We start from the raw sequence: 15,752 nt of genomic DNA on the forward strand, positions 1-15,752 counted from the left end.
AAATAAACAATGGGGATAGGGGTATGGAATCATAAATTATACATAACGAGGGAATAGAAATGAAAATTCAATTAAAAGCTGATTTAATGCTACTACTATTTACATTTTTTTGGGGTGCATCCATCCTACTTACAAAGCTTGGACTTGATGGCATAGAAGAATATAATTTAATCGCATTACGATTTATTATTGCCTTTCTTTTATCAGGTTTAATATTCTACAAACATTTATTCAAAGTCGATTTTAAAACTGTAAAATATGCCTTTATACTAGCTTCTGTTTTATTTATCGTTTACATTTTTGCGACATTCGGTACAAAGTATACAAGTGTCTCTAATGCTGGTTTCTTACTATGTCTCACAGTCATTTTCATTCCGATATTATCAGCTATATTTTTAAAATACATTCCTGAAAAGAAAGTTATATTAGGAATTGTGTTAACGATAATAGGAATTGGCTTATTAACATTAACTAGTGAATTCAAGATCGGTAACGGCGATATATTTTGCATACTGTCTGCCTTATTTTATGCCATTCATGTCATCATTACTGGAAACGTAACAAAACATGTGAACTCGATTGCTCTCGGGGTCATACAACTCGGTTTCGTCGGCCTATTTAGTCTTATTTTTTCATTAGTGATGGAAACCCCAAAACTTCCTAGCACGATCAACTCATGGCTAATCATCTTAGCCTTAAGCATATTTTGCACCGCAGTCGCTTTCATCGTGCAAGTTATCGCCCAGCAATACACGACGCCAACACATACGGGACTTATCTTTTCATTAGAACCTGTCTTTTCAGCAGGATTTGCTTTCGTTTTCACAGGCGAGACGCTCACTGGAAAAGGGTACTTAGGGGCGACGACGCTTATATTAGTAAGTGTGTTGATTGCTGAGGTGGATTTTAAGGGGTTGTTGCGGGTGAGTTATAAGAAGAATGTGGAGTAAGTATTTTTTAAGATAGAGGAACATACCCCCGGGAAAATATTCGTTTGTATTATTTTCATTCTCTTAACTTAAATTTTCTTTTAAATGAGCCTTTTTTTAGATGCTATCTTCGAATAAGGTAGCATCTAAAAAATGTTCAAAATTACTTACTGAATATAGTCATACAGATTTTTCGCCAACAATAAACAAGTTACTGTAATGAAAAGAGCACGAACATACCCGCTTCCTTTTTTTATAGCAAATTTGGAGCCAACAATCCCTCCAGCAATTTGAGCAATCCCCATTATAAAACCATACACATAGTTTACTTGCCCTACATACATAAACATCAACAATGCACCAACATTACTTCCTAAATTAAGAAGCTTCGCATTACCTGCTGCTTTTAAAAAATCATACCCAATAAATAAAAGAGAAAACATTAAAAACGAACCTGTGCCAGGACCTAGAAATCCATCATAAAAACCAATAGCAAAAACAAAAAAAGTAAAAATAATGACGTGTCGACCAGACAATTTTTTATGAGTGGAAATACTACCCCAATCCTTTTTGAATATCGTATAAATAGCAACCGCACCAAGCATGATCAGCATCAATGGCTTCAGTACTTCTGGGTTCATTAAATGAACGATCCATGCCCCTATTATGGAACCTATGAAAGTGAGTGGAAATAATTTAAACGCCGATTTCAAATCAAGATTACCAGAACGATAAAACACAATATTACTAGTTGCACACCCCATTGTCGACGCTAGTTTATTCGTAGCTACTGCACTTGCTGGATTCAGTCCTGTAAATAATAAAGCGGGTAAGGCAATGAGTCCTCCACCACCTACAACTGAATCAATAAATGCAGCTAAAAATCCAAAAGCAATCAAAATAATAAATACTGATGGGTCTAAATAAAAATCCATACTAGTAGCCTCCCCTTTAGTCACTATTCGAATAGTAACTAATAATTTGCTAAATGTAAACAGTTATTGTAACGTTAAAATATAAAAGCAAACATCGGAGGAAGAAAAAAGTGGACTACATAGTGCAACAGCTTAAAAAAATTGGTTTTAATGAATATGAAGCTAAATCTTATGTATCTCTTGTTAAACAGGGGCCTGTCACAGCCTACCAAGTGAGTAAGGATTCGGGTATCCCAAGAGCGCGAATTTATGAGATTTTGGGTAACCTTGTAGAAAAAGGAATTGTCATGAAGGAAGAAATAAATGACACCACTCGCTATTCACCTCTACCTGTTGAAATCTTTTTACAAAAGGCGCAATCAGAATGGCAGTCTACTTATGAAGGAATCAGTGATTCATTAAAAAAACTAGAAACTTTCGAGGAAAAAACAGATAATCGAGTGATTACTTTAAAAGACAATAAAACAATAATTAGCTACTGTCAGGCATTAATAAAAAAAGCCCAAAAACGTATTGTCATTTCAATGTGGGATGAGATGTATGAAGCGTTAAAAGAGGATCTATCTCAGGTAGCTGATAAAGTTACGGTACAAGGTATTACCCTGCATGTTGAAAATCCAATTAAAAATCTAGAAGCCCATCGTATAACACCTTATACAGAAACCCTGTCTACAGAACATTGGTTTATTTTATCGATAGATTCTAAAGAGATGATTTATGGACCATCAATTGAAGAGCGTAATATTGCTTTTTATACAGATGACCCCGTTCATATATACCTATTAGAGGATTATGTATGGCATGATGTTTTAGTGAATCGACTTGTACAACGTAGCCAAGATGATTTGGAGCAATGGATTACTACAGAGCGAAAATCCTTCTTTATGGAAAAATAAGAAACATATTCAAAGAATCGAAAAATAAAGCATAAGTTAATTAAATAGAAAACTTATGCTTTATTTTATTTACAAAGTGATACTCCAGTCTTTTAACTATTCCCCTCCACAAACCGCCCAAACTCCTTCAAAAATCTCAGCTTAAAACTACCCACAGGCCCATTCCGATGCTTTGCCACATGAATCTCCGTCATCTCTTTCTGCATCGTTTCCTTATCGTAATAATCTTCGCGATACATAAGCATAATGACATCCGCGTCTTGCTCAATCTGTCCTGTCTCTCTTAAATCTGATAAAAGCGGACGCTTATCTTGACGTGACTCTACGGAACGAGACAATTGCGACAACGCCACTACACAAACATTTAAATCACGTGCTAATAACTTAAGCTTACGCGAAATTTCACTAATCTCTTGAAACCGATTGCCCTTATGCTTCGGATCGCCCGTAATGAGCTGCAAATAATCTACAATGACTAGAAGCTTTTTATCCCCGTGCTTCCGCTTTAACTTACGAGTCTGCATCCAAATATCCTGCATCGTAACACCGGCTTTATCATAAATCTCAAGAGGCAACTCACCAATCTCCGCGAACGCCTTACTCACCTTTTCCCAGTCCTCTATCGTAAAACGATGCTTCGGATTTTTCAGCCTACCTCCTGACACTTCGCCCGCGCAAGACGCCATCCTTTTTAACAGTTGCTTACTACTCATCTCTAACGAAAACAATCCAACTGCCGCTCCAGACTTCGCCGCATGCAGTGCGATATTTAACGCAAACGCCGTCTTCCCCATAGAAGGACGCGCTCCAAGGACGACAAAATCCCCTTCCTGCAATCCGCACGTCATCTTATTTAGCGATGTATAACCAGTCTCAATACCAGTATTCTCTTTCGTATCTTGATGAAGTTCTTCATACAAACCAACTAACGCATCCTTCAAATCAAACTCACATACACAGTCCTTTTCCTCTAACTCACAAAGTTCCGTAATCGTCTCACCAATAATTTTCTCATTCTTCTCCGCAATAAGACGCTCTCCCATCTTGCGCCCAAGAACGCCAGCCTGATACATTTTCCATGCACCTCGAACAAGCCCCTCATAATAAGAAAAGTTGGCAGTTGTAGGCACACCCTCTATTAATGCTATAAAATACTCCATTCCCCCGATATTCTCCAAAAAATTTGGATTCATCCGAGAAACGAGCGTCACAAGATCAATTGGTTGCCCTTCATCTTCAATTTTTCGCATTAACCGAAATATAGACTTATGCACCGGCATAGAAAAATAATGCTCCGTCAAACGGCATTCCTTAATAAGCTCTCCATCAATTAAAAGAGAACCTAACACCGTCTTTTCCGCCTCCACATTTTGAATACTCATGGACGCCACCCACGTTCCGCTAAAAACCGCTGCAACTCTTCCTCTGACAGCGCATTCTTCTCCCACTCCTCGCACCTCGTCAAAAACTCCTCCGTCTCCCCGCTACTAACAGACGACTCCTTCTTCCTAAACTGAGCCGTATCTGCCTCAACCTCAGACACTTTCGTAAATCCTTTCCCGTGCCACCCCCTCAAAATCCCCTTCACATAAGCAACCGTTCGCTTATTATTCTCAAACGCAATTTGAAGAGCCTTCAGCACGAGCTCCTCTGACAAATCAACCATCCACGCACTCAGTTCCTCTACCGCAAACGGAGACAAACTACCAAAATGTTGCTCATAAAAAGAAAACACGCGACTCCCCGTCTCTTCCTCCATAACCTCTTCTTCTGCCTCTTCACAAACCGGATCTGGATCCACATCAACAGCCAAATCACTCGGCATACCGAAATGTGCTAAAAGCATCGGAACATTCAGCTCCTCCTCTACGCACTTCTGAAGAAACATATGTACAAACTCCTTATTCTTCACACCCTTCAGCTCACGAAGCACACACTTCTCCACATTCGTATTCGTCACAGGATTATAACGAAGCCAATTTAAAATAAATAACTCTCTCGTCTCCGCATCATAAAGAATCTTCCCATAATCGATGAAGCGTTGTACAAGCTTATCTACAGTCTCCCTGTTATAACCAGTCTCCATCTCAGCTAGTCGCTTTGGAAAAGGAAAAATCCCACACTGCGTCGTCTTCGAACAAGTTAATAAGTAAACATAAAAATACCGCTCCTCCGGCGTCAAATCCAAAACAAAATCATCCTGCCAAAAATTCACCTGCACATTACGGTACACCGCCATCCCAATTCCTCCCGTCCTCACTCAAAAGTTAAAATTACTCCTTTGTACTATATATAGGAAGGAGGGGTGGGTTTTTGGCGTGTTATTTCAAAAAAATTTTTACAACTACTACGGTCTTTGTAGTTGTTTTTGTTTTGTTGTGTTTTTTATTAGTGATTTATTACTTGGTAGGGGCTTTGTAGGGGTATGGGAGGGGCTAGTTATCGGTTACTTCGATTAAGAAGACTCGATTTTGGAAGCCGCCTCTTTCTTTTGCTTTCTTTTTACGGATTGTATTGATTTCTTATAGTGTTGTGCCTTCGTATTCGGCTAGGGCTTTTATTAGTTCTAGCAGGTCGGATAGTTCTTCTAGTTTATGTTCTTTTGTGTCTGCCTCTAGATACTCGGTTAGTTCTTCTTGTGTTTTCTTGCAGATTTCTTTTATGTATTCGTCTTCAGGTAGAATTCTTGTTGTGGGTGTTTTTCCGTTAGCTTTTATTATTTGTGGGATTTTGTTTCGGATTAGTTTGTTGTAGGTTGGCATGTGGGTTCCTCCGTTAGTTTTTCTTCTATTATAATGGAAAAGCAGTTTAACTAGGTGTTAAACTGCTTCATTACTTCTTTTATATATTTTTCTTCTCCGGTTGTGAAGAGGGCTGGGAGTTCGGATAGTGGGAGGTTTGATTGTTTAATTATGTCCTCTATATCACTTTGAGATGTATCAAGATAGTTCGTTACCTCTTCTATTAAATTAAAAAATTCCTTCAAGGTAACTTGAACATCTTGATGACTCGGATCCTTCTCTTCTACCTTACACTTTTTCAACTTCCCTATCATATCCATAAATCGCCGATCAAATTTTTCTTTTAATTCCTTATTATCATAAAACGCTCGAACACTATCCGTTGAAAAGTGTTCCTCTAACCATTCTTTATTTTCTTTCTCCCATATGAAAGTTTGCAAAAACGAAGAAAACAAAGCGATATCCACGCGTTCTTCCTTTTGAAACTTCTTCGTCATCTCATCCATATGTGAAAGCACCTTCGCAATTCTTTCTTGCTCTACCAAAAGCACTTCCCTTTGAAAATGCATTTGTCTTAAAAATTCTTCTGTCTCTATATCACGCTGCAATATAATATTTTGAATTTCCCCAAGCGAAAACCCAAGATGCTTAAACGATTGAATTTGCTGCAGCACATACAAATCATCTGTCGTATATAACCGATGCCCACCCTCAGTATAATCGCTCGGCTTTAATAAATTAATTTTGTCATAATAACGAAGCGTCCGCACCGTAACATCCCCAACACTTGCAAACTCACTAATCATCCACGCCATATCATCACCTACTCCGCTAACTTCTCTTTCACATACTGAAGCATATAAGAAAAGCTCATCTCATTCCGCCTACAATATTGAAGCAAACCTACAACAAGCAATACAAAAGGAACATTCCTTCTATAACGATGTTCATACTCACTAATACCGTCATAAAAGTACTCATACTTTCTTTTTCGTAAAATAATATAAATCGCAATAAACAACACTGCGGCCATAATAAAAATTCGCTTTCTCCTTATCTCCACTTCTTGTTTCATCACCTATTCTCCTTCCACTGCGTACTTATCTTCTTTAAATAACGGAATTCGAATGAAATAACGATATGGCTCGTCGCGTATTACTTTCCACGCAACCATGATCACTTGAACTACCTCAAGAGCAAACACAATCCAAAACAAAACATCACTAATACGCGAACTAATATTAAATAGAAGAAAAATTAACAAATGAAAGTTGAACGCCTTTCGGCAATGATATTTGTACACTTCATTTTTACGTGCCAGTGTAATGTACATGAGTAGTGGTGAAAAAATTCCTATTGCGGCTGATAGTAGTAACATGATGATGGTATTTCTTTTTTCTTTTGTGGTGGTTTTCATGATTGGTTTGGTCCCCCCTTTTTGATTTGTCTTCTTTAGGTTAGGGGGTGACGTTGGGGGAGGTGCAAGAGGATTATATAGATTAAATTTAGTAACACCAATATAAATAAAATATGACCTTTATCTTGACAGGGTGGAGGTCATCATTTTAATTTTACATCCACTTTATTTACAAATAAAAAGAAGAGCATATACCTCATATGCTCTTCTTCCCATAGCTAACAATACACTTTATCCAACTAATATTTATCTATAATATTTAAATGTTTCTCCACTTCACCTAAAATCATTAGTTCCATGCAAAAATAAATTTGGCCTTTATCCATGACTTAATCACCTTTGTATCTAAGTGCTATTCCTTAACATTTAGCACTTCTAAAACCTCCCTAAACAACACCGAACTCCTACCAACAACCAACTCCAAAGCAACCTCTTTAACTAGCCCATCTCTCCCAACCATAACAACCCCACTCTCATAATCAACCCAAATCTGAACATCCTGCACATAATAACTCTTAATAGAAGAAGCCTCATCTAAGTTGTTATGGTCCAGCTCAACTTTAACTTGCTTCGTAAAACGACGCAGCGTTTTCCAAAGAATTCGTTCTTCTTTTGATTTCATGAAGAGTTCCGGGAGTTCTTGTACTTCTTTTAATAACGACATAGTTGTTATTGTGTATGTTTGAATGCCGTATCCTACTGGACGGATGAGATGGTCTAGTTTTTTCCATGGCTCTAGTTCGAAATGTATATACTCATCGTTTTGTTGCATTTGAATGTGTTTGATTTTTGCTACGTATTGAATGCCACCATTTTCTCCGTGCCATTTTTTCGGTGCATATAATGCTATGTACTTTGCTTCTTGCCATCCTGGTTTTAGTTGTGTGACTGGTAGCTGGTATAAGCCATTCTTTCTATATGTTTCATAGTCAGCTTCAGTTTTCACGCTGCCTACTAATACTTTTTCTTCCAGTGAAGAGTGCCATTCTTCTTTTGTTCCTCTTGGGAGGATGCCTTCTCTTATAATTTCTTCTGGGCTCTTTTCAATGAGATGATCTAGAAATTGTTCGACTAGTCTCGTTGCGTTTGGTAAGAATGGGAAGCCACCGATATTTACTTTTTCTATACTTTTATAAAATGGATGATTCTCATATGCTTCCTCTTGGTTCCATGGGAATAATACGTACGCTCCATAAGCTGTTCGTTCAAATGGTCCTTCTTGTTCTACTACTAGTGCATCTCTGTAGCGGTGCATTGTATTAATGTCTTCTTCCATTGGGCCAGGGGCGCCATACTTCCTTTTATAATGGGAGCTTTCAGCAAAATCAATTCGGTATTTCGCATCAAAAATGTATTGATATTGATAGTTCTTTCCCTTTTTCTCAATAGCGAGCATCGTATCTGGTTTTTGTGTAACTGTTGGCAGTCTACCGTTTCTTTTCTGGAAATACAGTTCTATTACTTCATCAGTGACTGGATGCTTGAACGTTCTTTTGGCGGTTTTACTTTCATCTAACGTTACGTACAAACCGTCTTGTTTAACTTGAATAACATCTTGATGGAGCGGTATATATTTTTTAGATAAAATTTGTCCGAGCTTTAAATATGTCCAGTATTCGTATAACCTTGCGACATCTTTTACCGACATTTTGAAAATTTGTCCTCGTAATGTTAAACCTCGCGATAACATTAAGAAAATTTGATACGCATCTCGATAGCCTGCCGCCATCTGGATAACGAGTGAAAAGACTGAGCGATCTAATTTTCCGATTCCTCTCCAAAATGGATCGTTCAATTCATTTTTCATTCGATATTTCATATTTTTCACACGTTCTAACAAGTCTTCATCAGTTACACCACGTGTATATCTAGACTTTGGTTCTAGCGCCTTAAGTAGATCATCTATTTTATGTACGACTCTTTGAATCATCCATTTAACAAATCGATTTTCCAGCGTATCATAAGATACTTCCTTATAAGCTGTAATACCTTTAGTCGGTATACTGCTTTCTCCTTGCAGCAAGTGTGGTCGCTTTCGCAAATAGTTCATTCCGACAGAATCCAATTTACGAATTTTTTCTCCTCGTACTAGTTGATGCCTAGTCATAAGCGTATGATGCGGTTGTCTTTTAATATGAGAGATCGACTTCATAAATCGCTCAAAGGAATCATTTAAAATACGATAAAATTCACTCTTCGATGGATTTGTAGCGTAAATTGCAGATGCTCCTAAGTAAGTTCTCTTTAGTAAATGAAACGCTAAATTATAAATTTCATCATTTACTTCATCTAATAAGGCTCTGTAATCATCCTTATAATCAAGTTTTGCCGGGAAAACTTCAAATGTAACAGTTAATAAAGTATCTTTATCATCTTTAATTTCAAACGTTGTATTTCCTACTTCATTTGGAAATGAAAGATTCCCCATTAACACATGAAGTGAACCCATTTGAATGGAGCTAACTTGCTTTCGAAAACCCGGATGTTCATGATAAAAGGAAAGCTGTTGGTTCTTTTTCGGAACAACAACAAGCTGATAACTTCTATTTTCAAAAAAGATTGGCGGGTGTTCGTTCCATTCGTCTAACCCCTGCAATCTCGCATCAAATACAGAAACGAATTCCGCCTTCCCATCTACATGAAAATACATCATTTCATCCGCGTTCATAGCTTGGTACTCTTTTAAACTCTCGTATTTTTCATGATAAGGATTTCCTTTAATCGTCAATGATAACTCCTCTGTTTCAATCTTAACTAGCTCTATCTCATTATTAGATCCAGAAAGAGGTGAAACCATCATACTCGAACCTCCTTAACATATGAGACAGCTTGTTAGCTGAACGAGGATGCTTAGCATATGAAGCGTCATTATTACCACTATCATATTCTTCATTTGCACATAAGACATACAACTGTTTTAATACCTCTTCTGTTCGTCCATCGCTCCCTGCAAGACGCGGTAAAATCTTTTGATATATTTGATAATCAAGTGCTTCATCGAATGAAAATAACTTTCCTTGTTCGTTGTATGCCATATAGAAACAAATTTCATCTCGTATACGATATCCAACTTGAGCTCCAACTGATTCAAGTGTTTTATTTATTTCTATTAAAGTGGTCGATATATTTCTCACAAGATCTTCGTTTTCTTTAAAGCATTCTTTTAAATGCAGATACTCGGTTTCTAAGGAACGATTTGAAGCAATTTCAGCTTCCTTCTCTTCTATATCCATTAAGAAATTAAAATAATCTAAGTTAACATTATTAAATTCAATTGTATTCGCACGATCTAATACTTTTTTACTTAACGGATGTGTCGTTTCATCCATATTTACAGTTCCGATAATATATACATTTGATGGAATCGTAATATGCTTATTCGTAATTGATTCTGGAAGTACTGGTGACGTAACAATTTTTCCATCTTTCCATTTACGACTTTCAATTACACTTAAAAAATCACTAAAGTAGTATTCCACTCGAGCTAAATTCATCTCGTCCAACACTACAAAGTACGGCCTATTTGGATTTGCATCTGCATTTTCAAGAACTTTAATTAACGGTCTTTCTTGAAACTCCCCTTGAAGGTTCACATAACCAAGTAAATCAGAGCTATCACTCCAATCAGGTCGAACCGGAATAAGCGTAAATTGTCCATTCTCTTCCGTAGCCCCTAAACTCTCTGCAAACCACTGAACAATTTTCGTTTTCCCTGTACCCGAAATGCCTGATAAAATCACAAACGGCTTCGTCTTTAATGAAAGGAAGAAATTAATAAGATCCTTTTTCTCATAATAGAAACCTTTACTTTGAATATAAGAAGACACATGATCGATAATTGATTGCTGATCTAAATATACTTCTTTCCTCTCATAAATCATTTCATATTTCGTTCCGTCCTCTTTGTAAGCAATAAATCCCTCATAATAACGAAGTATTTCTTCCAAGTCTTCAACTAATTCTGTTTCGCTAGGCATTTTATTAACATCGTATGCAATATAAGCCGCGGTTGAATTCGAATATCCCTTTGCTTTTGGACTTGTACCTAGGAAAATCTCATCATCTTTTTTTACCTTTTGGGACATATGTATTTGTTCACGAATCTCTTCTTTAATTTTTTGCATCTCTTCTTTAGTCGTCTCCGTCACACCTTGCGCCAGTGTTAAATATAATCGCTCCATATCTTCACTAAATAAATAAACGATATAATATCCTCTCTGCGTAGATGTCGTAATGTCTTTATTCATAATTGCAAGCCACGGAACAGCAGCCCAATTTCCTTGTCCAACTGACCCTGTGACAACATACTGATTATGATCAATAAATGGTAATCTCGTTATTTCCGTTGTCATTTCGTGCCTAACAACCGATCCCATTTTATGACCCGCAAACCTTTCTGTTCTCGCCTGTAAATACTCATTCATTACCGTTAAAAACTTTTCACGTAAATTACTGTTCATACTACCGCCCTTTTCTACATCATCTTTTACATATCGTTCAACAGGAATCCATTCATCATTAATTAGTCCTACTTGTTCCAGCCAATCCAGTAAGTTATTTGTTCGCCTCTTCGCCACTGATTCAACCATCAAATTATCCCCTAATGCATTTCGGACAATCGTCATTCCCAAATCAACTAGAGCTTCTTTCTTTTCACCCTTTGAATACTTCTCTAGCACTCCAAGAACAAATAAAGAATGAAGGAAGTATTCTTGTTTTAAAACTAGCTGTGCCATGTAGTTTTTCTTATCTTCCGATTGAACATATTCGCTTAATAGTAGCTGATTCATTTCATGGGATTCATTCAAAAAGCCCAACAACCTTAAATCTTGACGCGCGCGAGACTTCCTACTATATAAATTTTCATCCGTTTGTTCACTTAACGTACTTGGATTATATGTACCATTCATTATCTCTTCTAAAAAGAGCATAACTTTATCATATTTTTCACTCGGTAGATTATCAGTTTGGAATTCTTTAAATGTAATAGCTCGCGATCCAGTCACATTCACAAATGGAAACTGAGAAAAAAAAGCTACCAAGAAAGCATTACATTCTCCCGCTTGCCCAAAATCCTCATGCTTTACCTTACGAACATCAATAAGTTTTTCCCAAGCATTCTTAAGAATTTCAAAACTCACTTTAAAATAAGATATTGCTGTCTCGCCCTTTTCATATTGCTCAAGTGAAAGTTTAGTTTCAACGTATAATCCTTCATCATCCTTGTTTATAACCAAATAAGGTTTATTACCTTTTATATCTTCAACCTGCTTCGTTGATTTAGCCAATTCAATTATGAGTTGCTCTAACATTTTCATCCCCACCGTTACAATAAATTACAATTACTACTATTTTACCAAACTATGTGTAAAAGAAAAATCATACGCCATACCTTATGATTTAATAATTTCTATTATTCCCCACTAGCTCCCCATACTCCTGACTACTCTCCTCAAGAAATATCCTACTCTCCCCACTATCCTTATAAAAACTCTCCCAACCCCTCTCCCTCAAAATCCCCTTCCAACTATCACTCTCAACCATCCTCTTAATCACACCATCCCAATAAGCAACCTCTTCCTCTGTCATATCTTTCGGGCCCATAATTCCTTTCCAGTGCTGGAAGATAACGTCGATTCCTTGTTCTTTCCATGTTGGAATTTCTGGTAGTCGGTCTAGCCGTTTTGGTGCGGATACGGCTAATATTTTTATTTTGCCGGCTTTGTATTGTTTTTCGGCTTCGGATAGGGTCATTGTTGCGGCGCCTATTTGTTTGTTCGTTAGGGCGTTTATGATTTTTTCTTTGTTTTCGTAGACGAAGAATTGTAGTTCGGCAGGGTTTATGCCGAAGGCTTTGCTTACTTGTACGAAGGATAGGTGATCGTCGTTTCCTAGGCCGGGGGCAACGCCGATTTTGAAGTTTTTCTTGTCTTGTTTTAGTTGTTCCATTAGTTCGTTTGCGTTATCTATATTTGATTCTTTTGAGACGACAACGACTTCCCAGTCTGATGCGAGTAGCGCGAGCGGCGTGAAGTCTTTATATGTTAGTTTACTGTGGCCTAGTAGGTTATTCGTTATGAGTAAGCTTGAGTTAATCGCAAGTACGTGACCGCCTTTTTGTTTCGTATATTTCCATCCGACATCACCACTGCCACCTACTTTATTTGTGACTGTGATTGGTTTTGTGAAGATTTTTTCTTCTGTTAGTGTTTTTTGCATTGCTCGTGCTGTTAAGTCCCATCCCGCTCCTTGAACGTTTGGTGCAACGATTTCTACTTCTTCTATGTTCACTTTATTTGTGTGCGTTTTTTCTATGGAACAACCAGCTATTACTCCTGTCATGATCCATATACATAGTAATAATCGTTTTTTCATAGTCCTCGTCCTATTCGATATTTTCGTTCTGGTCGTCCGATAATGCCGTATGTGTACTCTACTGTGCATTCGTTTGTCGCTACTAAGTATTCTAAATATCTTCTTGCGGTTGTTCTGGAGGCCCCCATTTGTTCTCCCATTTCTTCTATTGTAATTCCCTCTTCGAATCCTTTTATAATCCCTTTCACCTTTTGAAGTGTTAGTGGATCAACACCTGTCGGTAAGTTTTTTATTTCTTGTGTTTGAGGAGTACCGAAGAAGTTATCGATTAGTGCTTGATTTACTTCATTGTTACTATGTAATAATTGCTTCTTTCTTTTATAGTCTTCAATTGTGCGAACGAATTTTTCTAACGTGACCGGTTTTATAAGGTAGTTGCTTACGCCATTTCGAATTGCTTTTTCTAACATATGGTTTTCATTCGCCGCAGTAACCATGATGACGTCAACGTTTGGAAAGTCAGCATGGATTTTCGGCAATAAGTCTGTACCAATTCCATCTGGTAAATAATTATCTAATAGAAGCAAATCGATTTCTTCCTTTTGTAGTAGTTCCATCGTTTCTTTCGCGTTCAATGCTTTTCCAATCACTTTTACGTCCTTTATTTTTGATAAAAACTCTTCCTGAATTTGCGCGACGCGGAAATCATCTTCTGCAATTGCAACCTTCAACATATGCCCATCCCCCTGTTTGTCATGTACTTTCTCTCAATGTTTTTGGAAGGTAAATTGTAAAAATAGCTCCCCCATTTTTCTCGTTTTGAATTTCAATTGTTCCTTCTAGTAGATCTACCATTTCTTTCACGTTTGCTAGCCCGTAACCACGATCATTTCCTTTCGTTGAAAATCCTTTTTGAAAAATAGTTGCGATTTTTTCTGTCGGTACTCCCGCTCCACTATCTATCACTTCAAACACAATATCGTATCCAATATCCGTAACAAAGAAGGAAACACTCTTTCCCTCTCGTTCACTCACCGCATCAAATGCATTGTCGATTATGTTTCCAAGGATCGTAATAAGGTGTGAAACTTTTATATGGTCTGGTAACGGTTGAAGCGCACTATCTCCTTCAATATGAAAATTGATTTTCTTCTCAGACGCTGTTCCGAGTTTCCCTAATAAAATAGCTTGTACTTTCGCATCATGAATTTGATGGAATAAAATATGGTTTTGGCTTTGATGAATATTAGATTCTTGCTGTATAAATTCAATTGCTTCTTTGTAATGTCCTAACTGAAGTAATCCTGATAAGACGAACAGCTTATTTGTAAATTCATGTGTTTGAGCGCGTAAGTCCTCGGAATACTTTCTTACCTCAGATATTGTGTTCACAAGGTTTTGCAGTTCTGTTTTATCTCTAAAACTACATACAACGCCTACCGTACTGTTATTTTCGAGTATTGGTGTCATATTTAAAATAAACACTTTATCTTGAAATGCGATTTCTTGATCGTTTTCTAGCACTCTTTCCATATTAAAATTCGGTAAAACTTTTAAAATGTGCTGTTGCATATAGTCATCACTTACATGCAACATTTCTTCTGCCGACGTATTCATCATAGTAATAAAACCATTTTGATCAATAGCGATAATCCCTTCTTTTATGGATAGTAGTATCGCACTTCGTTCCCGGTATAACGCTGCAATTTCATTCGGTTCTAAACCGAGTGTATCTTTACGAATGCTACGTGCTAGAAGAATGCCGCCAACAATTCCAACTAGTAACACCGCTAAAGAGAAGAGTATGATTTCTTTCGTTCTGCTCAGTATGTTAGATTCAATACCTTTTATTAAAAACTCTACTGTCACAACGCCTACAACTTGATCGTAATCTCCGTTATGAACAATAATAGGCGCCTTCGCCATTAAAGCCGGGCCACTTACTCCCTTTCCTTCGAGCGTATAATAGCCACCAAAAGTGAGTGCTTCATAGTTATATGGATTGTTACTCTTTGTTCCAATCAACTCCGAATTAGAATGGGAATACATAACCCCATAGCGATCTTCTATAATTACATAATCTGCACCAGCTTGCTCACGAACTTGTTCCGCAATGGATTGGATCGTACTTTTATGCTCGTTATTTTGAAAAGCTTCTTTTATAGCTGGCATAAAAGAAAGCGACTTCGCTGTTTGCAGTGCTAACTGCTCCACTTGCCGCTTCGTATCAACGGACTGAATGTAAACAAATATTCCCGCTAATAGAAGAACGACAAATAAAATTAATGTAATAATTAAGCTTACTATTTTCGTTTGTAATGACACTTTACGTGATTTCTTCATACTCCATATCCTTTGATAAAATATTCAAAACTATCAATCTCCTTTTTTCTATTATTATGACAAAACTAATAATGAAGCAACTATTAAAACTCTCCATGTACATAAAGTACAAAAAGAATAAAATTGTCATAATATTGAGATTTCAATTAAAGAACAGTACAATTCAACTACATTGA

Annotated in this window: 13 protein-coding genes and 1 pseudogene; 2 read left to right on the forward strand and 12 right to left on the reverse strand. The window is 37.1% G+C overall.

The annotated features are described in order from the left end of the window. The first annotated feature begins 59 nt into the window (after window positions 1–59). On the forward strand, window positions 60–950 hold the full coding sequence (locus CQ058_RS07960) for a DMT family transporter (RefSeq protein ID WP_105589575.1): 891 nt from the start codon (window positions 60–62) through the stop codon (window positions 948–950). 146 nt (window positions 951–1,096) lie between these two features. Here CQ058_RS07960 and CQ058_RS07965 read toward each other — a convergent pair whose 3' ends face one another. Further along, window positions 1,097–1,864, reverse strand: coding sequence for a TSUP family transporter (locus CQ058_RS07965; RefSeq protein WP_105589576.1), 768 nt, complete (start codon window positions 1,862–1,864; stop codon window positions 1,097–1,099). A gap of 110 nt (window positions 1,865–1,974) precedes the next feature. Between CQ058_RS07965 and CQ058_RS07970 the strand changes: the two genes are divergently transcribed. Beyond that, entirely contained in the window at window positions 1,975–2,760 is a 786-nt protein-coding gene (locus CQ058_RS07970) for a TrmB family transcriptional regulator (RefSeq protein ID WP_105589577.1), read from the forward strand. A gap of 92 nt (window positions 2,761–2,852) precedes the next feature. On the opposite strand, the gene dnaB is transcribed toward CQ058_RS07970, so the two are convergent. The 11 genes and pseudogenes from dnaB to CQ058_RS08025 form a co-directional block, all read right to left on the reverse strand. Next, window positions 2,853–4,142, reverse strand: a complete 1,290-nt coding sequence (dnaB, locus tag CQ058_RS07975; protein WP_050000894.1) for a replicative DNA helicase — start codon at window positions 4,140–4,142, stop codon at window positions 2,853–2,855. After that, window positions 4,139–4,999, reverse strand: a complete 861-nt coding sequence (locus CQ058_RS07980) for a DnaD domain-containing protein (RefSeq protein ID WP_105589578.1) — start codon at window positions 4,997–4,999, stop codon at window positions 4,139–4,141. The genes dnaB and CQ058_RS07980 overlap by 4 nt, the downstream gene beginning before the upstream one ends. A gap of 196 nt (window positions 5,000–5,195) precedes the next feature. After that, a pseudogene (locus CQ058_RS07985) lies at window positions 5,196–5,522 on the reverse strand (nucleoside triphosphate pyrophosphohydrolase). 50 nt (window positions 5,523–5,572) lie between these two features. After that, on the reverse strand, window positions 5,573–6,316 hold the full coding sequence (locus tag CQ058_RS07990; RefSeq protein ID WP_088004599.1) for a MerR family transcriptional regulator: 744 nt from the start codon (window positions 6,314–6,316) through the stop codon (window positions 5,573–5,575). A gap of 8 nt (window positions 6,317–6,324) precedes the next feature. Further along, complete coding sequence (locus tag CQ058_RS07995; RefSeq protein WP_105589580.1) at window positions 6,325–6,576, reverse strand: hypothetical protein; 252 nt, start codon at window positions 6,574–6,576, stop codon at window positions 6,325–6,327. Window positions 6,577–6,579: 3 nt separating this feature from the next. After that, the gene (locus tag CQ058_RS08000) at window positions 6,580–6,918 is read right to left on the reverse strand and encodes a magnetosome magnetite crystal formation protein family (RefSeq protein ID WP_016126635.1); all 339 of its coding nucleotides are present in this window, start codon (window positions 6,916–6,918) and stop codon (window positions 6,580–6,582) included. 352 nt (window positions 6,919–7,270) lie between these two features. Beyond that, window positions 7,271–9,715 carry a restriction endonuclease-like protein gene (locus CQ058_RS08005; RefSeq protein WP_142396335.1) on the reverse strand — a complete coding sequence of 815 codons (2,445 nt, stop codon included), beginning with the start codon at window positions 9,713–9,715 and terminating at the stop codon, window positions 7,271–7,273. Next, window positions 9,690–12,230: an MrcB family domain-containing protein gene (locus tag CQ058_RS08010; protein ID WP_105589582.1), complete on the reverse strand. Its 2,541-nt coding sequence runs from the start codon at window positions 12,228–12,230 to the stop codon at window positions 9,690–9,692. The genes CQ058_RS08005 and CQ058_RS08010 overlap by 26 nt, the downstream gene beginning before the upstream one ends. Before the next feature lie 88 nt (window positions 12,231–12,318). Next, window positions 12,319–13,293, reverse strand: coding sequence for a tripartite tricarboxylate transporter substrate binding protein (locus CQ058_RS08015; RefSeq protein ID WP_142396333.1), 975 nt, complete (start codon window positions 13,291–13,293; stop codon window positions 12,319–12,321). Then, window positions 13,290–13,967, reverse strand: a complete 678-nt coding sequence (locus CQ058_RS08020) for a response regulator (protein ID WP_105589584.1) — start codon at window positions 13,965–13,967, stop codon at window positions 13,290–13,292. Before CQ058_RS08020 ends, CQ058_RS08015 begins: the two co-directional genes overlap by 4 nt. A 19-nt stretch (window positions 13,968–13,986) precedes the next feature. After that, window positions 13,987–15,576 carry an ATP-binding protein gene (locus tag CQ058_RS08025; RefSeq protein WP_105589585.1) on the reverse strand — a complete coding sequence of 530 codons (1,590 nt, stop codon included), beginning with the start codon at window positions 15,574–15,576 and terminating at the stop codon, window positions 13,987–13,989. Window positions 15,577–15,752 lie beyond the last annotated feature (176 nt).

Source organism: Bacillus sp. MYb56, from assembly GCF_002976445.1.
GTDB lineage: Bacteria > Bacillota > Bacilli > Bacillales > Bacillaceae_G > Bacillus_A > Bacillus_A mycoides.